Source organism: Echinicola sediminis, assembly GCF_054777495.1.
Genome location: NZ_BAAHAP010000028.1, coordinates 1 through 21,463 on the forward strand (window position 1 = coordinate 1; position 21,463 = coordinate 21,463).

Below are 21,463 nucleotides of genomic sequence, written 5' to 3' on the forward strand. Positions count from 1 at the left end.
ATTTAGTTGGATGGGCAATTCCCAATGGGTATTGCTTATTATTTGTGTTTAGGTGTTGGGCAGTCAAATCCAATGTTCTGTCAAGCAAGAGCTCAAAAGTTTTGTAATGTTACCTTAAGGCTTTAAATCTACATATCAAATGCTAACCACCTCTCTGGAATTTGGTATATTTTTACCTTGTGTGTTTTTTTTATATTGGTTTGTTTTTCACAAAAACCTCAGGTTCCAGAACGCCCTTTTGTTGGTAGCAAGCTACATCTTTTATGGTTGGTGGGACTGGCGATTTTTATTCCTTATAGCCTTTAGCAGTATCGTCGACTTTACTGTTGGTAATCTCTTAAACCAAACAGACTCTTCTCGCAAGAGAAAATGGCTGTTATCGCTTAGTATTATTGTCAACTTGGGATTATTGGGCTTTTTTAAATATTATAATTTCTTCGTGGACAGCTTTGTGGATACATTCACCTTGTTGGGCCAGCCTTTTACTGTACACCGTCTAAATATCATTTTGCCAGTTGGAATTAGTTTTTACACCTTACAGACACTTAGCTATACTTTTGATGTCTACGATGGCAAACTTAAGGGAACTAAGGATTTCCTTTCCTTCTTTGCCTATGTAAGCTTTTTCCCCCAATTGGTGGCAGGTCCCATTGAAAGAGCGACCCAGTTGCTTCCCCAGTTTCAACGACCAAGGGTGTTTGAATATGATAAGGCTGCTGATGGTATGCGCCAGATTCTTTGGGGCTTGTTTAAAAAAATTGTAGTTGCCGATAATTTAGCCCGGTTTACAGGAGAAGTTTTTACCAATTACTCGGACCACACCGGCAGCACCTTATTTTTAGGGCTCTTAATGCTAGCCGTACAATTTTATTGCGACTTTTCTGGTTATTCGGATATTGCTATTGGAACTGGAAGACTCTTCGGTTTTACATTGATGAAGAATTTTGCCTTCCCTTTTTTCTCAAGAAACATTGCAGAACTCTGGCAACGCTGGCACATTTCTCTGATCACCTGGTTCAAGGACTATTTAGTAAATCGGTTCAAAGGATTTAAAAAATGGCAGGTGGCCAGAAATATATTTCTCATCTTTTTGATCACAGGAATCTGGCACGGCGCCAATTGGACCTATATCATTTGGGGCGTCCTTCATGGGCTGTTGTTTATGACGTTGGTATTTTCAAAAAACAGAAAAAGATACAAAACCGTGGTTGCCAAAGGAAGGATTTTCCCCACTCTTGGAGAAGCCGGATTAATGTTAAAGACATTCCTTTTGTTTGCTATGACCGGAGCATTCTTTGGGATTCAATCCGTTACCGGAAGTGTAGAATACACCGCAGGATTATTTGACTTATCCCTTTTTAGCACGCCATTCCTTCCTCCTAAAAGAGCCCTTATAGGCATGCTTATAATGTTTGTAGTGGAGTGGTTCCAACGTGAAAAGGAACATGGACTCGACATGACAGGATTGAAAATTTCAAGTCCAGTGAAGTTGGGAAGCTATTATTTATTACTATACGCCATTTTCTTCTACGGTGGCAGATCTCAAGATTTCTTATACTTTCAATTTTAAACCGCCATGAAACGTTATCTGATAAAAGTTGGACTATTTATTCTCCCTATGGTGCTGTTACTGACACCAATTGAAATATTTCTTAGGGAAAATCCTTATAAAGCCAAAAGAAACCACCTGAAAGAACACAAAGATTCGATCGAGGTCCTTATTCTTGGCCCCTCCTATTCCTTCCGGGCCATGAATCCAGAATTTTTTGACATTCCCACTGCTTCACTTGCCCATGTCGGAAGTGCTGTGAATACCAATCTGATGCTTTTCGATAAATACGCGTCAGAACTTCCTAATCTCAAATATGTGTTCTTTGATCTTTCCCTTGGTTTTCTAGAGAGAAATAACGGTGATGGTTGGGAAGGCAACCATCTTTTGAACATCTATTATGGGGTACAGAATCAAACCAACACCATCAAGAACCATTTTTTACTCACAGCCAACTTCCAATTTTATATAAAACTAATGGCCAGCTATCTGTACGACAACGATAACATGGAGCTCTTTAATAATTACGGGTTCATCTACAAGCTTTCCAAGCGAAATGACCTCTTCAGAGAATATGGCTATGATGTGGAAAAGTTGCAAAAATCCGGAGAACTGTTCAAAGGACTTGACTTTCAGAATGAAGTAAATGAAGAAAACTACAAAATGAACACCGAGCTCCTCCATTCATTCATCCAAGAGTGTACTTCCCGGGATATAGAAATTATCTTCATTTCACCTCCCAAATTTTACCTAAACAATGAAAAAACACTCCCTTTAATGTCAGAAAGAAGACAGAATTTTCTGGAAGGTTATAAGGACAAGAAAAACATCCACTTCTGGAATTACGAAACCTATCAGGAGAAAAAAACCGAATTGTTTTATGATGAAACCCACTTAAACCCAGAAGGAGCCAAACAATTTTCGACCTTCATCAATGATAAACTGGTCAGCCTCTACAGACAAAAACAACAGGCCAAATTAAAATAAGTCCATCAATAAATAAGAATAAATCTAAATAAAAACAGTTTTATTTGGACTGGTTCAAAAAAATGGCCTAGCTTTGCAGCTGTTAAGAATTAGTCTAAATAAAACAGTCCATGAAATATAGTCTACTAACAGCCGTGCTTGTTTGTGCCTACACCTTTGTTTTTGCACAGACAGGGCAGCTCAAAGGAACGGTAAAAGATCAAAACGGCAACAACATCGCCTATATCAATGTACTTTTAAAAGACACCAAGCTGGGTACATTATCCGATGAAAATGGTCACTATACCATCAACAATATCCCAGCGGGAAACTATACGGCGGTCTTTAACTCTTTCGCTTATGCAGGACTAAGCAAAACCCTGAGCATTAAAGAAGGCCAAACCACCCAGTTGGATGTTCAGCTTGAGGAAGGCCAAATGCAGCTGCAGACCGTGGAAATTCTTGGACGGGCAGAGACCAGCTATAAGAACACCAACTCGTTCATCGGAACCAAATCCTCCACCCCGCTTAGGGAAGTGCCCCAGTCCATTGGTTATGTAACCAAGGAGCTGGCACTTGACCAGGGAGCGTTCAGGGTCAATGATGTGGTCAAAAACATCAGCGGGGTAAATCAATACACCTTCTATAATGACATTACCATCCGCGGCCACCGAATCAAAGGCCAGGACATTTCTGGAAACCTGGTCAATGGCATGAGGGCTTTTACCAGCTTTTGGAAGCAGCAATTGATCCCTCATATTGAGCGGGTAGAAGTAATCAAAGGCCCTGCCTCGGCACTTTTCGGCAATGCTTCAGCCGGCGGGACCATCAACAGGGTAACCAAAAAGCCACTTCCAGAGGCGCGACAGTCTATAAGCTCCACCGTAGGCAGCTTCAATACCTTCAGGATTTTGGGAGATTTTACCGGCCCCATGAGCGAGGACAAAACCCTGCTCTACCGACTGAACCTTGGCTATGAAGATTCAGGTAACTTCCGTGATTTACAATATGACAAAAACCTGATCATAGCTCCTTCTTTCTCTTTTTTGCCCTCAGACAAAACACTATTGAATTTTGATATCGTCTATCAGAAATCAGATGGCAGACTGGACCGAGGACAAGCGGTATTTGGAAACGGCGACCTTTTTTCCGTTCCCATCACCAAATCGCTGAATGCAGCAAATGATTACCTAAAAGAAGAAAGCATCAACGCCACCATTTCCCTCCGCCATGAGTTTTCTGAGGGTTTCAGCTTTAACTCCATCTACATGAGGTCCAATTACAGCGAGGACCTCTTAGAACATCGGGGCAATAATAAATTCGCCAATCTGGGCGATGGAAGTCTCGATATCGAAAAAGTGGAAATGAGAGTGGGCATGCGAAAAAGAAGCTGGAGCAACAATAACTTCAACAACTATTTCAATTATGACTTCAGCACAGGAAGTATCGATCACAAACTTCTGGTAGGTTACGACTATTTCCAGCAGGCCCTCCACCCTGGAGGCTCCCAGCTACAGGCCAGAGGCTACCTGACTGCTGACCGAACGGGCTCCATCAATTCTTATAATCCGGCTAATAAAGACCAATATGCGCTGGATGCCAATGGCAACCCTATTCCTGTGGTAGAACATTTTGACCTTACGGATCCCTTTGCCAATAAGCTGAGAGACCTCAGCAAATACATTTACAGCTCGAATGTCTATGCCCAGTCCCAACTCCACTCTCACGGGATATATCTCCAAGAGCAGGCAGATTTCGGCAAGCTGAAAGTATTGCTCGGACTCAGACAGGAATATTATACCGATGTGCTCAACTACAAAGGCGAAGATGAAGAAAAGGTAAGCCAAAATGCCTTGATCCCAAGAGTAGGCCTAGTCTATGCCGTTCAACCAAACATCAATGTATACGGTACCTACGTACAGGGTTACCAACCCCAAACAGCTACTGTCATCAACGATCCTTTGGCCGGAGGCCCCTTTGATCCCCTTACCAGCGAATTGAAAGAAATCGGTGCAAAAAGCGATTGGTTTGAAGGCAGGTTAAGTGCATCTTTTGCCCTTTACCACTTGATAGACAAAGGTGCTCTTTATAGTGCAAACGAACCGGGAAATCCTGATCTTTTGGTTCAGACAGGCAAGGAAGTTTCCCAGGGTTTTGAACTGGACCTGGCCGGAAGAATCACCGACAATTGGAGCGTCATCGCCAACTATTCATTCAATGAGGCCACCATAGAAGAAAGTGACGACGAAAACCTGATCGGAAGACAGAAACCCAATGCCCCCAAACATGCAGGGAATGTCTGGACCAAATACATCTTCCATGATGGCTACTTCAAGGGCTTGGGCTTTGGCTTAGGAGCCAATTTTGTAACAGAACGTTTCGGTTCTTTGGGATCCACAGCCGAACCTCCCGTTTTTCCTTCTTACCAACTGGTGGATGCGGCCGTTTATTACAAAATGAACAAGTTCCAGATTCAGATGAACATCAACAATATCCTGGACAAAACCCACTGGGTAGGAGGATATGATTATATTCGCGCCTTCCCTGGAGCACCTAGAAACGTGATGACTACGGTCTCCTATACCTTCTAAATTGGAAAAGTATTCTTAATACGAAAACTTCCGGGAATTCCCGGAAGTTTTTCGGGTTTAAACGACGATGGACAAAAAGTTACTTTGGACAATACATAATTGGATCGGTGTATACTGCGGAGTCGTGATCGCCTTTCTCAGTATCACCGGTGCTGCAGCTCTGTTCCGACCTGAGGTAGATCGCCTCCTTAACCCCCATTTGACCAAAGTAGCCGCCCAGGATTCCACTGTATCACTGGCCACTACAGTGCAAGAGGTACTGAAAGCGCATCCTGATATGCAGCTCTTTGAGGTCGAAATGCCCAAGGCTTATCTGGACACCTGGAACATACGCCTTCGAGCCAATGAACCCGATGCCTTCTATCCCATGTTTTGGGAAGTCTTTGTCAATCCCTATACCGGGGAAATCCGTGGCGAAAGAAACTATTACGAAACCTTCAGCTATTTCCTGCGCAACCTGCACGTCCGTTTCTATGAAGGGCAATTTGGCAGGCAGATCGTAGGGCTGGCAGGGATTGCCTTGTTGATATCCACCATCACCGGTCTGCTGATTTATGGAAAATTCATGAAAAAGCAGCCTTTTGGAAATATACGGAGGAAAAATCTCCGCATTACCCAAGCAGACCTCCATAAGCTGATCGGCATGTCCGCCCTGCTTTTCAATCTGATCATTGCCATTACAGGTGCCTGGCTGGGCCTGCAATCCTATCTGATGGAAGGACTGGACATCAAAATGCCCAATGAGTTCATCCGGTCTGAAAAGCCCCTTACCAAAGAAGAAGACACACATTATGCCCTGGACTATGATGCCATAGTCTCCAAAACAAAGGAAGAGTTTCCAGAGCTGCAGCCTTGGTATATTAGGCCTACGACTACCGGAGAAGGCCTCGTTCATGTATATGGGAATGTAGCGGGGCAGGTTTATGAAAGGAGGTCCAACAAACTGGTTTTTGACAAAGCCGACTATTCCATAGAACACCGATACAATATCAGCGACCAGGATTTCAGTGCCAAGCTGTACTATGTCCAAGAAGCCCTTCATTTTGGCGATTACGCTGGACTCCCCATCAAATTGTTCTATTGTATCCTTGCCCTGTCTTCGGGCTTCTTGTCCCTCAGCGGATTCATCATTTACCTGGAAAGGATCAAAAAACAACGCCAAAAAGAAGATGCCCTAGCACTCAAACCTTTGCTATTGAGGTGGACTGCTGGCATGATGGCCTTTATCGTTCTTATCGGTATTTTAAGTCTCCGATACGGCATCGGCATTCCTTCGCTTATTGTCACTACTGCTACTTATGGTTTCTTATTGATCGTCATTTTAAGAAAACTGTTCCTTCTAGGTAGCAGGCACTTCCATTCCACCCAAAAAAAGGAATATGAAAAGACCACTTGACCGTATCAATGAACTTTACCTCATCCCGGCGGTCCTTAGTACAGGGCTTTTGTTTATGGGAATGTTGCTCTATTACTTCCATCAATGGTCACAGGTAAATCCCTTGGCCAAAACACCGGGCATAGAAATAAAAGGGATGACCTGTTTGCTGCTTTCCTTCATGACATTCGCAGTACTTAGGCGAAAAAAAAGACCATTATCTGTTTTGCACCTTACACTGAGCCTTTTGGGGCTGATCTATATTTTCTATTAGTCCACAGCAAAAGACGCACTGACCGGATAATGATCCGACAGGTACCAATTGTCTTTGCCATTATGGACCTTTGCCGTACGGCAAGTTGGGTACAATGATTCGGAAACCATGATATAATCCAGGCGGACCAGCCTACCCATCATTTGAGCTTTGCTTTCCCCAGACTCTCTGCTCAGGATCATTCCGGGAAAGCTGCCCCTTTCAAGTATTCCGGCTGCAAATTCCCTGGTGACATCATGTAAAGGAAACGATAAAAAAGCCGACATCACCGAAAAATCAAGTTCACCCTCGCCCAGCATATTTCCTGCTAAGCCCTTCTCCTTATTGCCTTCCCACATCCGCTTTACCAAATCCCCATTAGGCTCATATAAATGTTCATCATAGGGGCTTTGTGCATTGAAATCCCCCAAGACCATAAACTTATCGGTTGAGCTTGCTATCTCCGCCAATTTAACCTGGAGAATTTTCACTTCTTCTCTTCTGCGTTCTATACTTCCCGGATGTAAATGCACCACCAAAAAATCAATCCCTTTTGTTTGTACATGCAATGCCCCATGGTGCAGATTTCCCAGCATTTTTTCCTTCAATTCTATCGGGTGCTTACTGGTCAATCCCACAGAATAACCGGTGGTTTTTAGCAATACCGAGTACGGATGGCCCCAGGCCGCTGCATCCTCCTGCAATTTTTCATCTGTATAGGCACATAGTTCCTGCAAGGCCACCACATCAGGCTTCTGGGAGCCCACCCACTCCTGCAGGTCTTTCCTCCTTAGCGTATCCTTGCCCCAATCAAAACCATTCCAGATATTATAAGTGATCACCTTGAAATCATCGGTACTTTGGCCTGAAACCATCATTGGAACGGACCATACAAACATCAATAACAGTGTTATCTTTTTCATTTACCTAAAAATCTATTTTTACTTCCTCTGCTCCATTCAAAATGGACATTACTTACCTCCAAAAAAACAAAGAATTCATAAGATTCCTTAACAATTTCCCATGAATGGTTGCATCCACTAGGGAAGATTAATTTTCAAAACATGACAAACCGTTCTGTCTCCTCCAAAATAATTCCAACCACTAGGACCATATAAATAGGCCGGTTTTCCATCCATCATCAATATTTTCGGCCTTTCCATCAATTTGGGCAATCCCCCATAAATCTTCCTCACACTGTTTTCCTGATAAGCACTATAGTAATCCCCAATGGTTTTATACCCAATCGTGGCATCCTTCAATTGAAAAGTCTTTCCATCCTTGGATTTCCAAAGGGTTCCTCCTCCTTTGATTCCGGTATTATGCCCATGATTATCCGTTGTCAAGAGATACACATGGTCCTCGTAGTAAAAAGCGGTTCCATCTTCCAAGGCGCCCTTGTTTGAAGTGACGGGTTGATCGGTTATTTCATAAGGCCCTTCCAGCTTGTCACTGATGGCCAAGCCATACTTCAGTCCCTCCTTACCGGTGGATTTAAAGTAAAGCAAAAACTCCCCATCTCTTTCCATGAATACCGGGTTTACCGCTCCGTTCCTGGACTGGTAGTTCCACTTTTCAGGATCATCAAAACCCAAAATCAAGCCATCCTTTCCTACCTTTTCCCAGGGCCCATATGGAGAATCCGCAATGGCCATCCCTATTCTTTGGTTCCCCGGATGAGGAGGCTGACGGTAGTCGGTATTTGCAATATAAATCAATACGTACTTGTCGCCAACTTTGGCTATTTCAGGATTATGCGGGGCGTACTTGTCCCAAGTATCTTCCCCTGTCCCTTTGATCGCAACATCTGAAAACACAAATGGTCCCTCGGGCTGATCAGCCACATAATGGGCTATTTCGGAAGATTTCCGCCACGCAGGGTCCACCTTCTTTTCCGGCCACCTGGCAGCAAAAATGTGGATTTTGCCATCATCGCCCACTATAGGGGCACAGCCCCAAATGGAGTAATTTTCATCCTGAACGGCTATCCCTTTCCATTCCAAATGCTTGGCAATAAAGGATAGTTCAGCAGCATCTCCCTGGCTAAACCCTCTATTCCCAAACAAGAGGCACAAAACAAAAAGCCCTACAAATCTAAATATTGCTAATTTCATGGATCCTATAGCTTATCAATAACTTTTCAGCTCTGTGCTCATACCCGGTTCTTGGGGTGTTTTATAGCGTCCTTCGACAATCTCCACAGGGTTTACAAAATGGTCCTTTAAATGGGGAATATGTTCCAGCAAAAGTGCAGGATGATCCATGGCAATATGGTTGAACAATACCAAATGCTGATGGATTTGCCCCATATCTCCCACATGGGGCACCACAGGTACATTGTATTTTTTGGACAATAAACTGATCAAAATAAATTCGGAAACCCCACCCACACGAACGGCATCCACCTGGTTAAAACTCATACAGCCGGACTGCAGGAAGTTTTTAAAGATAATTTTATTAGGGACGTGTTCACCTAATGCCAGCTTCACGGGAACTTCTTTGGCCAGATCCACATGTGCCTGCACATCATCGGGATGAGTGGGTTCCTCCACCCAATACGGGTTCAGGGGCAATAACTCCCTGCAAATGTCAATGGCCTGAGGCAAATTCCACTGTTGGTTGGCATCAAACATGATGGTTGCCTTATCTCCGGCGATCTTTCTTACCAATTGGGCCCTGCGGATGTCCCTGGAAGCCTCTTTTGACCCCACTTTCAGTTTCATGGCCGTAAAGCCCATATCCATGGCCTTTCGGATATTTTCAGCTACCTTCTCGTCAGAATAATTGAACCAACCGATAGAAGTATCATAACCCGGATAACCTAAATCCAAGATTCTTTTCCGCTCCACCTTGCCCACCTGCTTGGAATGGAGCTGAGAAATCGCTTCTTGTCTGGTCAAGACCTCCTCATAATAGGAAAAGTCCAAAGTATTGACCAATTGCTCTGGCGTGAGTTCTATCAGCAGCTGCCATAAAGGAAGCCCCTTTGATTTGGCCCAAAGGTCATAACAGGCATTCACCACCGAAGCAATGGCCAAATGCACCACGCCCTTATGCGGCCCCAGCCAACGGAAATTGGGATCATCCACCATGGCCTTATAGGTCTTTCCAAAATCCGCCATCAGCTCATTGATTTCCTTTCCTTCCAAATGCTTGACCAAATAAGAGATGGCCTTACAAACAAGGTCATTGCCAGCTCCCAGGGTAAAGGCCAAACCGACCCCTTCAAGCCCAACATCTGTGCTCAAACGGCAAACCGCATAAGCATATACCGGAGTGGTATGCACAGCATCTGACCCTGCACCATCTTTGAGCGGGAAACGGGCATCTCCCGCCATTCCCTTTTTAATTACTACTGAACTCATTTATCTATTATTTTTTTTAAATACTACTAAAACTTTGGCCGCCCCTACTGCTGGACAGGTATGCCGCCTCCACAAGTCGCATGGTATCAAATGCATCCTCTGTGCAGTGAGGAAGTACATCCGTTTCCCCTAAAACAAATCTTTGCAAACCGGCCATGCTTCCTATAAAGGCATGTGGAAACCAGCCACCTTCAAGCTCCAATTCTCTCCAGCCTTTGTCATCATCCAAAAGGTAATACTCCATCTTGGGCGGCATACCCTTGGGATAGTCAAGAGAAAGCCCTATCCTGATTTTGACCGCTCCTTTGGTACCCTCTACTTTTAAATAGGATTCCTGATGTTGGAGACCAAACTCATGCCCGTGATTGGTCATCACCCTGGCCTGTGTAAACTCATCATAATCCAGGATCATGGTACTTCTGGTAGAGGCCAGCTCCTTTTGTTTAGGATGCTTTATGGTACTGGCGTATACTTTTTGGGGATTGCCCAAAAAACTCCTGATCAAATCCAAATAGTGAATACTATGGTAAAGGATCTCCATCCTGGGCAGCTCAAACAGGAAATCCCACAGGTACCAGGGAGTAAAGACACAGACCTTTATTTCCATATCATAAATTTCCCCCAGCCATCCTTCCTCGACCAGCTGGCGGGCAGCAATGATATAAGGGGCAAACCTGAGCTGAAAGTTGACCGCACTGACGAATTTCTTCTTTTGGCAGGTTTCGAGGATTTCACGCGCCTGCTCCATATTTTCCCCCATGGGCTTTTGGATCAGCACCGCCGATCCCTCTGGGATTTGCTGAAGAATGCTATTGACCATCCCGGCGGGAACGGCGATATCAAAAACAGCCTTTTCCTTCTGTGCCTGTTCTATAAGCTCTTCCAAACTGCCAAAGGCTTGCTTTACAAAAGGGAATTGCTCCTGAAGCGACCTTGCCTTTGCGGGATCAGTATCAAATATCCCGACAACGGAAAAGCCGGCCAATTGGTAAGCAGGTAAATGGGCATCTTTCACGATCCCCCCTGCACCGATAATGACTATAGGCAATGGTTTTTCCGGTAAGATCGCAAGTTGGTTAATTTTCATCTTTACTCCATTTTAATGGTTCCATAAGCTTCCACTTTCTCACCCCCTCCTCACTTACGTTTTGGTATTGACTGACATACTTTTGCCACTCTTTTTCCCTTGGCAGCTGTGACCAGCTCTCGGCATCCTGTTCCAAATCAAAATCCGTTTTGGTCTCCATCACCATAAACACCCTGAAACCGTGGATAAAAAGTTCCATTTCATAAATGCCCATGGTATTCATATTTTCGATTATCTCGGGCCACACTTTTTGATGCACTTCTTTATAGGCCTGTAGCAAGGCAGAATCTTTCTCCAGCCCCAGCGTCATCACTGTCTTCTTACTCCCTTCATTGGTGCTTGCCATGGAAAGCTGAGGTAACCTAAGCTTTATCGCAGTCTGCCTTTTGCTGAAAATTCTTTCTGCAAAAGCCACCTTGTTTCCCCATTGCTCAACCAACTGCTCAAGGCTGGAATCACCATTAACAGCCGGTTTATACTCCACATGGACAAAGCATTCCTCCTGCACCTTATAGACGGCCGGTTTACCTACTTCGAACTTTGCTTGAAAGTCCTTCAGTTCAGCCATCCAAGAATCTGAAGCATTGCCTATTACCATTCCTAGCGTTTGATTTCCTGCCGATGCCATTTTTTAATAGAATATGAAATAGATCACCAACATTATTGCCACCAGTGTCGCGCTCAATAAATTCACTGCCTTTGAAGGCTGCTTTACCCGCAAATAGAAGTTGTCAGGTATCAGTTGTTCAGAACGATCAAAGACAGTTACCAGACCATAGATGATCGAGGAAAAGATAAAATAGAGGTAAGTTTGTCTTAGCCAGTTGAGCCCCAGTCCCTCTGAATTAGAGACATAGTTTTCAATCCCATTGATAGGGATGTATTTTTCTATTATAAATATGGTGGCGGCAAACAAGCTGCCACCCAGTAGTGTCCAAAATGCCGCATTGGCCGTGCCCCTTTTGGAAACCACCCCCCACAGGAAAACGGCTACTATGGAAGGGGCAAAAATGCTGAACATCTGATTGATCAGTTCAAAAATGGCGCCCAGGTTTCCCAAGAAAGGAGACCAAAGGACCGCTGAAAGCAGTACCACAACCCCAGTTATCCGACCAATCCGTACTTTGGACTTATCTGAAAGCCCCGGTCGGAGTTTTTCAAAAACATCGAACACTATCAGTGTGGAGCAACTGTTCAAAGCGGCAGCCACACTGCTCATCACCGCCGCCAGGAGGGCCGCTATCATCAGACCTTTTAGCCCCACAGGCAGCAGGTTAAGGATCATGACCGGCAGCACACTTTTGCTATCCGCGCCTATTTGCTCACGGAAAAGGGCAAAGGCCAAAATCCCGGGAACCACCATAATAAATACCGGAAGGATCTTCAAGAAACCGGCAAATAAGGCCCCTAGCTTGGCTTCCTTCTCCGACTTTGCTCCCAGCACCCGCTGTACAATCGTCTGGTCGGTGCACCAATACCAAATCCCCAACACCAAATGCCCCAGTAGCATGTCCATAAAAGTGAAGCCCTTTTGTGCGCTGTCAAAACTCACGGCCTTCAGCCGATCCGCGTCAACGGCCGCCTTCAAAGCATCATAGGAATCCACTCCCACCTCCGGTAGTTTATAAATGGCCAACAAGGTGATGGTCAACGAACCCAAAATCAAAATGACTGTCTGCACGGTCTCCGTCACCACTACCGATGTCAAGCCCCCAATGATGGTATAAATCCCAGTAGCCGCAGCGATAACAACAATGGAAATCAGGATATTCAGTCCAAAAATCTTTTCAAACACCACCGCTCCGGCATAGAAACTTACTCCGATATGCATAAAAAGGGCCGCCAAAATACTGAAAATGGCCAATACCACCCTGGATCGGCCATCATATCTCTTCTCCAAAAAAGCCGGCAAGGTGGTCACCTTGCTGCGCAGATAAAAGGGCACAAAAACAAAAGCCAAAATGATCAGTTCAAATGCAGAAAACCACTCAAAATTTCCCCACACTATCCCGTCCTTAAAACCGGACTCCGCCAGGCCCACTAAATGGACCGTAGAGATATTGGAAGCAAAAAGCGACGCTCCTATGACACCCCATGTCAGGGATTTTCCTGCGAGAAAATAACCCGAGCTGGTGTTCTTGCTTTTACGGCTAAACCATAGCCCTATCAAAACCACAAGTACGATGTACAGGACAGTGATCGCCAGATCCCAAGTAGATATTGATTCCATACGCATGTATTACCAACAGGACAGCTTTGATTTCAAAACAGCCTGATCTATGTCTTAGTTAGTATAATTTTCCACAAGTTATAAATCTTTATTTAATTTCTAGGTCAAACGACCTAGAAAAATAATTCCAAAGCGCTTTCTTTCCGCATAAAGAAGCACTTTACCGTATCATAGTCTTACTAAAGCTTGCTTTACCAAAGTTTTTTTTGCATTATTAAACCTATACAGTACGCAGCCATTACCGTTACACTAAGCCCTGACCTTAACCTTATCGATGATCATCAAGCACGCTCTTCAAAGGCTGGCACAATGACATCAGGAAGTACGAATGCCATCGTTCATTTTGACCAAAACACTATGAAGATTAAGCCCCAAACTTCCAGGGAGTATTTTAAGGGCCTCAACGCACTCTTTATCGGCTTGCTGATTTTCCAAATCGGTTTCTTTGTGGCGGCCATCGTTCTGGCAAATCCCGCATCCACACAAAGATCCTATTTGGTGGAAATGCTTTTTGTATTTGTCCCCGTACTGGCAATAGGGGCTACCGCAGTCAGCAGCTATTATTTTGATATTGAGTTGGAACACCTAAAATGCCTTCATCCGCTAAAAGAAAAGATGGTCGGCTATCTGGACGCTACGCTCACCAAATATGCCATTTTAGAAACACCTGCGCTACTTTCCATTATAGCCTATTTTATGACTTTAAACCCTTTTTTCTTGGGAACCGCCCTATTCATGGGCATTGTCCTGCTTTTCCATAAACCCTCTAAGGTGAAAGCCATTTCAGACCTTGGCCTGAACAAGCATGACCGCCAGCAAGTAGAAGACCCAAATGAAATTGTAAGTGAAGTAAAAACAAGGTAATCTCTTTTCTATCGCCCGTAAAAATAAGGAAATGAAATTGATATTTTTCGATATCTTAAATTATTAGGCCGTTCGTTCTAAATTTGAGCATGTACAAATTCTATTCTACCCTTATTTTGGCCGTATTGGCCATCACTTCGTGTAAAAGCCCGCTGGAGGAAACACCACCAAACATCATCCTGATCTATGCAGATGACCTTGGAAGAGGCATGCTCAGCCATGAAGGCCAGCAATTTTTACAGACTCCCATATTGATAGATTAGCGGATGAGGGCATTCGATTTACCAATGCCACAGGAAGCATGCTTTGTTCACCTGCGCGAGCTGCGTTGATTACCGGCCTCCACAATTGTCATGAAGCCCCTTTTGAGATCACAAACGGTGCATCGTATGAAAAAATCAGCACTGGAGAAGCCTCACATGAGGAAATTGAAAAAGCCATCAACAGTTCACTCACTGCTGTTCCAGAAAACCAACTTTTTTAGGTCAGGTGGCACAAAAGGCCGGCTACAAAACGACACAGTTCGGCAAACTGGAATGGGGTTTTTCTGTTTCCCGTCAACAGATGCAGCGGCATGGCTGGGATCATTATATGGGATATATGGACCATGTACGAGCTCATGGTTTTTATCCTCCCTTCCTTTTTGAAGATGGTAAAATGGTAGAAATACCGGGCAATACCCGAGCAGACTGTGGCAAGACCATTGAAATGGAGACCGAAAAAGCCTATCAAGACCGCTGGGACATGAGCGGGAAAGCAGTTTACTCCCAAGATATCTTTATGGAAAAAGTACTGGGCTTTATCCAGGACAACAAAGACCAGCCCTTCTTTCTATTCTTCCCCACTCAGCTTCCTCATGGCCCCGTGGCCATCCCGGCTGTGGATCCGGAAATTGCCCAAATCGAGGAACTGACCCAAATCGAAAAAGAATATGCTTCCATGGTCAAACTTCTGGACAATAACGTAGGTCAGATCATGGAAGAGCTCAAAAAACAGGGCATTGCTGACAACACCTTGGTCATCTTCACTTCGGACAATGGCCATGAGATTTACTACTCCATGAAAGACCGGGTACTTAAACCCTATACCAATATGCAGACCGGCGAAAGGTTTGACAACCTGCAGCACAAGTACTACAGTGATCTGGCGGGGGATATTTTCAACGGAAATGACGGAAGGGCAGGCATGAAAAGGAGCAGCCTGCAAGGAGGCATAGAAGTACCACTGATCTTCCATTGGCCCAGTAAGATCAAAGCCGGCAAAACATCTGATCTCCTAGTCAGCAATTATGACCTTATGCCCACTATCGCCGAAATCACCGGATTTGGGCAGGCTTTCCGCACAGATGGCCTTTCCTTTTTCAATGAGATCACCGGCACTGCCCCAGCACCCAAACATGAGCACATTGTGCATTCCTCTTTTGAAGGGCCCACGCTGATTACCCAAGATGGTTGGAAAATCAGGTATATCCTTAAGCGGAACGTGTTTGAGTTATACTATCTGCCGGAGGATTATAGAGAAGAGGACAACTTGGCCCAAAAAGAGGCTGAAAAATTAACCGAGCTTAAAGCTAAATTGCTTGAGGCCTGTGACGGCAACTATGAAAATGGACTGTATGGAGCCAAGAATCAGCTTTCCGTAATCTTTCCACCAAAAAGGCAATAAAACTCCCTACCAAGCTTTCTTCATCCTAAGCGATATTTTCGTTAAATTGAACAGTGTAACAAATCGCTGCAGGCATGTATAAAACGGGAATTGTTTTTGTCTTCTGTTTATTACATTATACCGGTTTGCTGGGCCAATCCGGCTGTGCCTGCTGTTCCAAGCAGCACCATCAATTCGACTTTTGGCTGGGCCAATGGGAAGTGGTGGACGATGAAGGGAAATTGCTTGGACATAACCATATTGAGAAACTGGAACAGGGATGTATAATAAGCGAACATTGGGAAGGGGCAAACGGAATCACGGGAAGGAGCTACAATTATTATGATGCCGAAAATGCCACTTGGAACCAGATTTGGATTGACAGCCAAGGCAATCACCTCCAGCTAAAGGGAAGTGCTTCCGACAACCAAATGGTGCTGGAAAGCAAAGCCCAGGACAAGCCCTCTGAACCATCAGGCAAAAACCGTATCACCTGGACCGCCAACGAAAACGGCACGGTCACCCAGCTTTGGGAGCTCTTGGATTCATCCGGAGCGGTCAAGCATACTGTATTCAAAGGCATTTATAGAAAGAAAACAGAAAAACCATGACTCCCGACACCTTAGAAAAACTGAAATACCCTATCGGGACTTTCCGAAAACCCGAGCAGATAGATGAAAGTCACCTAAATGCATGGATAGAAAGCATCTCTTCTTTTCCACAAAGGGTCAAAGTGTTGACGGATGGACTTACCACTGAACAATTGAACTGGCGTTACCGGCCTGAAGGGTGGTCCATCAAACAGGTCGTCCACCATTGCGGGGACAGCCACATGAACAGTATCATCCGCTTCAAACTGGCCCTTACCGAGGACAACCCAAGTATCAAACCGTATTTTGAGGACCGCTGGGCCAAGCTGATAGATTCCAACGATGACGATATCTCCCATTCCATCATGTTGCTGATGGGGCTGCACTATCGATGGGTCATCCTGTTAAGAAGCCTCGGCAAAAAAGAACTGGAACGGACTTTCTATCATCCAGAAAACCGGAAAGAATCCAATCTTGCCGAGACCATCGGCCAATATGCCTGGCATTGCGAACACCATCTGGCCCATATCAAGCAGGCGGTGGAGCACCAAGGAAGTTTCTGATCAATTGCGAAAACCCTTTATTCACCTTTAACCCTAAAAACCATGGCTGAAATTACCAAATTTGACTGGAGCAGGTTTATCATCAAAACGCCCCTGAAAAGTGATGTAAAAACCATATTTGATGCCTGGACCACCCAAAAAGGACTGGAAAGCTGGTTTCTGAGGCTGGCTGAATTCCACAGCCCGATCGGGCACTTACGCAAGGCCGAGGAGCCCATCCATGTACTTGACAATTACAAATGGCTCTGGCACGGCTATCCTGATGAGGTAGTGGAAAAAGGTGAAATACTTGAAAACAACCACAAAGACCATCTTCGCTTTACCTTTGGAAAAGCGGGGGTTGTCAGTATCAATATTAAAGAAGGCCAAGGAAAATCCATCATTGAGCTCACCCAAGAGGACATCCCGCATTTTAATACCACGGAGGAAAACTACCATGTGGGCTGCAAAACGGGCTGGACCTTTTACCTGGCCAACCTTAACTCCATCCTGCAGGGAGGAGTGGACCTACGCAACAAAGGAGACAACAGTGCGTACATGGATTGATCCTACTTTTTATAAATAGAGATAATGGAAGCCTACATCCGAACCTTGGAAGACGAATTTAGAAGTCATGCCAACAATGTCATTGCCCGAGGTCAAAAAGCCTATATGAAAGATAAATTTGAATTCTATGGCATTAAGACACCTATAAGAAGAAAAATACAAAAACCCTTTCTTGAAAAGGCCGCTTTGCCTGCGAAAACGGAAATTCCGGAAATAGTGGAGATCCTATGGCACAAACCCGAAAGGGAATACCATTATTTTGCCCAGGAACTGGTATTTAAATACATCAAAAAAATAGAAAAACAGGACATCGACCTCTTTGAATACATGGCAAGCCATCAATCTTGGTGGGACACGGTGGATTTTATAGCCGTAAAATTGATGGGAGCCTATTTTCTCAAGTTTCCTGAATGCAGAAAAGTCTATGTAAAAAAGTGGCTCGAAACTGAAAACATCTGGCTGCAACGATGTGCCCTCCTCTTTCAACTCAATTATAAAAAAAATACTGACACCCAGCTTCTCTCCACTACCATTCACGGATTGCTGGATTCCAATGAATTCTTTATCAATAAAGCCATCGGATGGATCCTCCGCCAATACAGCAAAACCGCCCCCAGCTGGGTAAAAGCCTTTGTTGAGAAAACTACGCTTGCCAAATTAAGCGAAAAGGAAGCCCTGAGGTTAATGACATAAGCCCTGCCCCTATTGTTTTTTGGTGTCTTTGCGGATATACATATTGTATTATTGGGATTAGAGGAAGAATGACTTCCTTTAATCCCTCTTTTATAGTTCCTTATTATCAAAGGATAACTGCCTTACTGATAATCGCCTTTTAAAACTATTGCTTCACGACGGGTTGTACCCATGCCACTTCTTTATCTCCTGCTTGATAGGGATTCTCTTTTATTTTGGAAGACAGCACTTTTGCCCGGACATACATATCATCTTCAAGCAAAGCATAAGAGGCTGAGCCACCTTTGACCTCCGATAGCAGCACTCCACTGTCTTCTGGTCTGGACTTTTTGGTTCCAAAAAACTGAATACTGTACTCCACACCCTTCTCTTCCGCCACCTCCACTCGTAGCGTGCTCCCATCAAAAGCCACATCATCCAATACCACGCCGGTGGAAGCATAAAAGTCACCGCTTTCCATGGCTTCTACCAACGCGTCAGGGGAAAGCGCTTCAGCCCGCACGACCACCCAACCCCGTCCCGGATTACTGCTGTTCTCGTTGAACAAATGGTAGTTATGCGCATCGTCCACTGCCAAACCATAGAGCAAGGGTTTGCCGCTTTGGAGATAGGCGGTTTGTACCTTGTCCCAAAGCACCTCCATGCTGAGACGTAAAGAGTCCCCATAGTTGTGCACCAAAGGATGCCCATTGTAAACCTCAAAAAACCGCTCCCCATTCAGCTCAATAAGATCTTCCGGAGAGATGGCCCAGATAAAGTTGGGATGGTTAATATGCATAAACATAGGCTCCCCAAGAGCTTCCCTTTGTTCCTTTACCTTGTCCAGATTGTTTTGCAGGACTTCTACCACAGAATTTCCCCCTTGCGGCTCTATCAATTCCTGCACATTGGTTACATTCATATGCAGTGGCTTCTTATCATAACTATCACTGATTTCTTCGGATTGGATGATCAGGAAATCGCCCTCCTGCTCCATTAAGGCACGGTATTCCTCCAATGTCTTTAACCTTACCTCCCGTCTTCCGGCAGTATCCTCTCGGTATTCCACCCATTCCTCTCCATATTTCTCAAGGTATTTCTGAAAAGCTCTTTCATGTGTGGGCGAATTTGGCAATAGTTTCCATTTTTCGCCCTTGGCCAGAACATTATGGTCTGAAAGCACCGCAAAATCATAACCATGGGATTTATACCAATCCATGATCATTTCAGGGTAGTCATCGCCATCACTCCAATAAGAGTGAGTATGGAGATTCCCCTTATACCACTGCTTATCTGCCGAATCCTCTTTTTCGGAGCAAGCAGAAAATAAAATGACCGTCGAAAGAATGAGTAGAAAGCGCATACAAGTATTCCGGTTGGTTATCATCCTAAAAAGTTAATGATTATAGTGGTAAGCTATAACCAAATGGCTATTAAATAATAGTAAAGACGACTTGAGAGCGCACTGAAAATCAAAAACCGCATTCAACTAAACCGTTTGTTTTAAAACTAATTTATTAGTATTATTAACTATCTTTCATAAACCATAACATCATGAAATTTACAACAGTAATCCTGATAAGTCTTTTTCCGCTTATTTTTTCCAATTGTACCGAAAAAGCAAAACCCGACAATGAAAAAGCAGCACTTGAACTGGCCATAGAAGTCATATCTGATGAGTTGATCTTTATTTCCGGAAAAGAATATTCTTTGACTGAATTTTCCAAAGCAGTCGAAGAGCACTTGCAAATAATGAAAGAAACCGGGGCAAAAGTAGATGGAGTCTTTGTAAATTTAGTAGCAAGCCCCTCCGTAAAAATGGGAACTGTTGCTGATATACAAGGCGCATTAAAAGACCTGAACCTAAGAAAAATAAAGTATTCAGGAAGGTAATCATTTCGACCTGGCTTTTACAGCTCATAAAAAAATCTCTCGCAAAGCTGCCTACCGGAAAGCCACTTTACGAGAGATTTATCTTCATTCTATCATAAGGCATCTACATCCACCTTTGGGCAGATTAGTATTTACACACCTGCCTAAGACAGGGATTTATTCACAAAAGCTGTTCTGTAAACTGGCATCCCAGCAGTGGTATAGCGCATTCTCAAAATGGCTCTGGCTTTTCACCCGACCATATTTGTCCTCTTTGCTCCAATCCACGGATATTTCGTTGCTAAGCTGCACATTATTGATCACCACGCTGCGGTTCAAATCCATGGAATTATCGACAGTATAGCTTATAGAACTCCCCTTGCTCTCCCCTTCTTTTTCAACAGTGAAGGTGGTGGTCGCTTTACCTGACTCCTTATCAAATTCCCAACTGTTGGACAGCCATACCTGAGGATTTCCCTTGTTGCCATCGTATAGTTCCCAAGCGCCCATCTCTCCGTTGAGCTTAGACGTACCGGTAAACCAAACGTATTTATCATACCCTTCGCCACTCACATAACCTGTCCAGCTGACATCTGTACCATTTACTTCGGCAGTGAGCCTTACATCAAAGGAACCCTTAGAAGGAACCTGAAACGCCTTTTCCCACACCCACAAACCTGCATCGGCATTAAACTGAGCATCCGTATTTACGGTGGCCTTAAATGCCCGTACAGGAACAGCCAGGTGGGAGTGAAGAATCGCAGAATAAACACCTACATTGAGCGCGGCATAAGCCCAGTTGCTGACGGCTATCTCCCGTGATCCAGATGACTCCTGATCATCGAACAAACTCATATCGGGCGCCATACTGCTTTCCGGCGGCATGACCGGTTTTTCGGACTGTTGGGCCATTGGCTCTTCGTTTTTGCTACAAGAAGCAAATAGGACCAGCGCGGCCAAAAAGAATCCTAAGGTCTTTTTCATATCGAAAATGGTTTATGTTGTGAATGAGATGTTGAATAACAAAGAAAATGCCAAATAGGCAATTAAAGTATAAAGTAGGGAGTATTGAGTAAAGAGTAGTTAGTATTGAGTAGTTAGTAGAGAGTATTGTGTAGAATGGATCAAGCTGAAAAGTTGGGGAGACAGGAATATTTTAGCTTTGTTATACCTTCTTTATTGTTCTTTTTTATTAACCACAGATGGATAAAGATAAACACAGATGCGGTTATCAGTCCATTAAAAATCTGTGTGCATCCTTTTTATCTGTGGTTTATAATAACCTTATACTGATAG

The 21,463-nt window shown here is 44.3% G+C and carries 22 protein-coding genes; 14 read left to right on the top strand and 8 right to left on the bottom strand.

The features are described from left to right. The first annotated feature begins 139 nt into the window (after positions 1 to 139). The 5 genes from ACYVAA_RS09315 (at position 140) to ACYVAA_RS09335 (ending at position 6,755) form a co-directional block, all read left to right on the top strand. Positions 140 to 1,570 carry an MBOAT family O-acyltransferase gene (locus ACYVAA_RS09315; RefSeq protein ID WP_460540842.1) on the top strand — a complete coding sequence of 477 codons (1,431 nt, stop codon included), beginning with the start codon at positions 140 to 142 and terminating at the stop codon, positions 1,568 to 1,570. Between the two features lie 6 nt (positions 1,571 to 1,576). Further along, positions 1,577 to 2,536: an SGNH/GDSL hydrolase family protein gene (locus ACYVAA_RS09320; protein WP_460540844.1), complete on the top strand. Its 960-nt coding sequence runs from the start codon at positions 1,577 to 1,579 to the stop codon at positions 2,534 to 2,536. Positions 2,537 to 2,646: 110 nt separating this feature from the next. Beyond that, positions 2,647 to 5,106, top strand: coding sequence for a TonB-dependent siderophore receptor (locus ACYVAA_RS09325; protein ID WP_460540846.1), 2,460 nt, complete (start codon positions 2,647 to 2,649; stop codon positions 5,104 to 5,106). A 67-nt stretch (positions 5,107 to 5,173) separates the two neighbouring features. Then, positions 5,174 to 6,502, top strand: coding sequence for a PepSY-associated TM helix domain-containing protein (locus ACYVAA_RS09330; RefSeq protein ID WP_460540848.1), 1,329 nt, complete (start codon positions 5,174 to 5,176; stop codon positions 6,500 to 6,502). After that, positions 6,486 to 6,755 (top strand): hypothetical protein, encoded by a 270-nt coding sequence (locus tag ACYVAA_RS09335; RefSeq protein ID WP_460540850.1) that lies wholly within the window; start codon positions 6,486 to 6,488, stop codon positions 6,753 to 6,755. The genes ACYVAA_RS09330 and ACYVAA_RS09335 overlap by 17 nt, the downstream gene beginning before the upstream one ends. On the opposite strand, the gene ACYVAA_RS09340 is transcribed toward ACYVAA_RS09335, so the two are convergent. The 6 genes from ACYVAA_RS09340 to ACYVAA_RS09365 form a co-directional block, all read right to left on the bottom strand. Next, the gene (locus ACYVAA_RS09340; RefSeq protein ID WP_460540852.1) at positions 6,752 to 7,657 is read right to left on the bottom strand and encodes an endonuclease/exonuclease/phosphatase family protein; all 906 of its coding nucleotides are present in this window, start codon (positions 7,655 to 7,657) and stop codon (positions 6,752 to 6,754) included. The genes ACYVAA_RS09335 and ACYVAA_RS09340 overlap by 4 nt on opposite strands. A gap of 117 nt (positions 7,658 to 7,774) precedes the next feature. After that, positions 7,775 to 8,848, bottom strand: a complete 1,074-nt coding sequence (locus tag ACYVAA_RS09345) for a glycoside hydrolase family protein (RefSeq protein ID WP_460540854.1) — start codon at positions 8,846 to 8,848, stop codon at positions 7,775 to 7,777. Between the two features lie 15 nt (positions 8,849 to 8,863). After that, positions 8,864 to 10,099 carry an enolase-like domain-containing protein gene (locus ACYVAA_RS09350; RefSeq protein WP_460540856.1) on the bottom strand — a complete coding sequence of 412 codons (1,236 nt, stop codon included), beginning with the start codon at positions 10,097 to 10,099 and terminating at the stop codon, positions 8,864 to 8,866. Positions 10,100 to 10,115: 16 nt separating this feature from the next. Beyond that, positions 10,116 to 11,186, bottom strand: coding sequence for a Gfo/Idh/MocA family protein (locus ACYVAA_RS09355; protein WP_460540858.1), 1,071 nt, complete (start codon positions 11,184 to 11,186; stop codon positions 10,116 to 10,118). Next, positions 11,176 to 11,814, bottom strand: coding sequence for an L-rhamnose mutarotase (locus ACYVAA_RS09360; RefSeq protein WP_460540860.1), 639 nt, complete (start codon positions 11,812 to 11,814; stop codon positions 11,176 to 11,178). Before ACYVAA_RS09360 ends, ACYVAA_RS09355 begins: the two co-directional genes overlap by 11 nt. Before the next feature lie 3 nt (positions 11,815 to 11,817). Then, complete coding sequence (locus ACYVAA_RS09365) at positions 11,818 to 13,416, bottom strand: sodium:solute symporter family transporter (protein WP_460540862.1); 1,599 nt, start codon at positions 13,414 to 13,416, stop codon at positions 11,818 to 11,820. Positions 13,417 to 13,725: 309 nt separating this feature from the next. Here ACYVAA_RS09365 and ACYVAA_RS09370 point away from each other — a divergent pair, with 309 nt between their 5' ends. From ACYVAA_RS09370 to ACYVAA_RS09405, 8 genes are all read left to right on the top strand, one after another. Next, a complete protein-coding gene (locus tag ACYVAA_RS09370; RefSeq protein WP_460540864.1) occupies positions 13,726 to 14,280 on the top strand; it encodes a hypothetical protein in 555 nt (184 codons plus the stop codon). An 89-nt stretch (positions 14,281 to 14,369) separates the two neighbouring features. Beyond that, positions 14,370 to 14,543, top strand: a complete 174-nt coding sequence (locus ACYVAA_RS09375) for a hypothetical protein (RefSeq protein ID WP_460540866.1) — start codon at positions 14,370 to 14,372, stop codon at positions 14,541 to 14,543. A 38-nt stretch (positions 14,544 to 14,581) separates the two neighbouring features. Continuing rightward, positions 14,582 to 14,764, top strand: a complete 183-nt coding sequence (locus ACYVAA_RS09380) for a hypothetical protein (RefSeq protein ID WP_460540868.1) — start codon at positions 14,582 to 14,584, stop codon at positions 14,762 to 14,764. A 5-nt stretch (positions 14,765 to 14,769) separates the two neighbouring features. Next, positions 14,770 to 15,945 (top strand): alkaline phosphatase family protein, encoded by a 1,176-nt coding sequence (locus tag ACYVAA_RS09385; protein ID WP_460540870.1) that lies wholly within the window; start codon positions 14,770 to 14,772, stop codon positions 15,943 to 15,945. Positions 15,946 to 16,019: 74 nt separating this feature from the next. After that, positions 16,020 to 16,535, top strand: a complete 516-nt coding sequence (locus ACYVAA_RS09390; protein WP_460540872.1) for a hypothetical protein — start codon at positions 16,020 to 16,022, stop codon at positions 16,533 to 16,535. Further along, on the top strand, positions 16,532 to 17,077 hold the full coding sequence (locus ACYVAA_RS09395) for a metal-dependent hydrolase (protein WP_460540874.1): 546 nt from the start codon (positions 16,532 to 16,534) through the stop codon (positions 17,075 to 17,077). The genes ACYVAA_RS09390 and ACYVAA_RS09395 overlap by 4 nt, the downstream gene beginning before the upstream one ends. A 42-nt stretch (positions 17,078 to 17,119) precedes the next feature. Further along, a complete protein-coding gene (locus ACYVAA_RS09400; protein WP_460540876.1) occupies positions 17,120 to 17,623 on the top strand; it encodes an SRPBCC family protein in 504 nt (167 codons plus the stop codon). Positions 17,624 to 17,647: 24 nt separating this feature from the next. Continuing rightward, positions 17,648 to 18,316: a DNA alkylation repair protein gene (locus tag ACYVAA_RS09405; protein WP_460540878.1), complete on the top strand. Its 669-nt coding sequence runs from the start codon at positions 17,648 to 17,650 to the stop codon at positions 18,314 to 18,316. A 145-nt stretch (positions 18,317 to 18,461) separates the two neighbouring features. On the opposite strand, the gene ACYVAA_RS09410 is transcribed toward ACYVAA_RS09405, so the two are convergent. Beyond that, on the bottom strand, positions 18,462 to 19,658 hold the full coding sequence (locus tag ACYVAA_RS09410; RefSeq protein WP_460540880.1) for a CehA/McbA family metallohydrolase domain-containing protein: 1,197 nt from the start codon (positions 19,656 to 19,658) through the stop codon (positions 18,462 to 18,464). A gap of 191 nt (positions 19,659 to 19,849) precedes the next feature. Between ACYVAA_RS09410 and ACYVAA_RS09415 the strand changes: the two genes are divergently transcribed. Next, entirely contained in the window at positions 19,850 to 20,188 is a 339-nt protein-coding gene (locus ACYVAA_RS09415; RefSeq protein ID WP_460540882.1) for a hypothetical protein, read from the top strand. A 156-nt stretch (positions 20,189 to 20,344) separates the two neighbouring features. Here ACYVAA_RS09415 and ACYVAA_RS09420 read toward each other — a convergent pair whose 3' ends face one another. Further along, positions 20,345 to 21,151, bottom strand: coding sequence for a hypothetical protein (locus ACYVAA_RS09420; protein ID WP_460540884.1), 807 nt, complete (start codon positions 21,149 to 21,151; stop codon positions 20,345 to 20,347). Between the last annotated feature and the right edge of the window lie 312 nt (positions 21,152 to 21,463).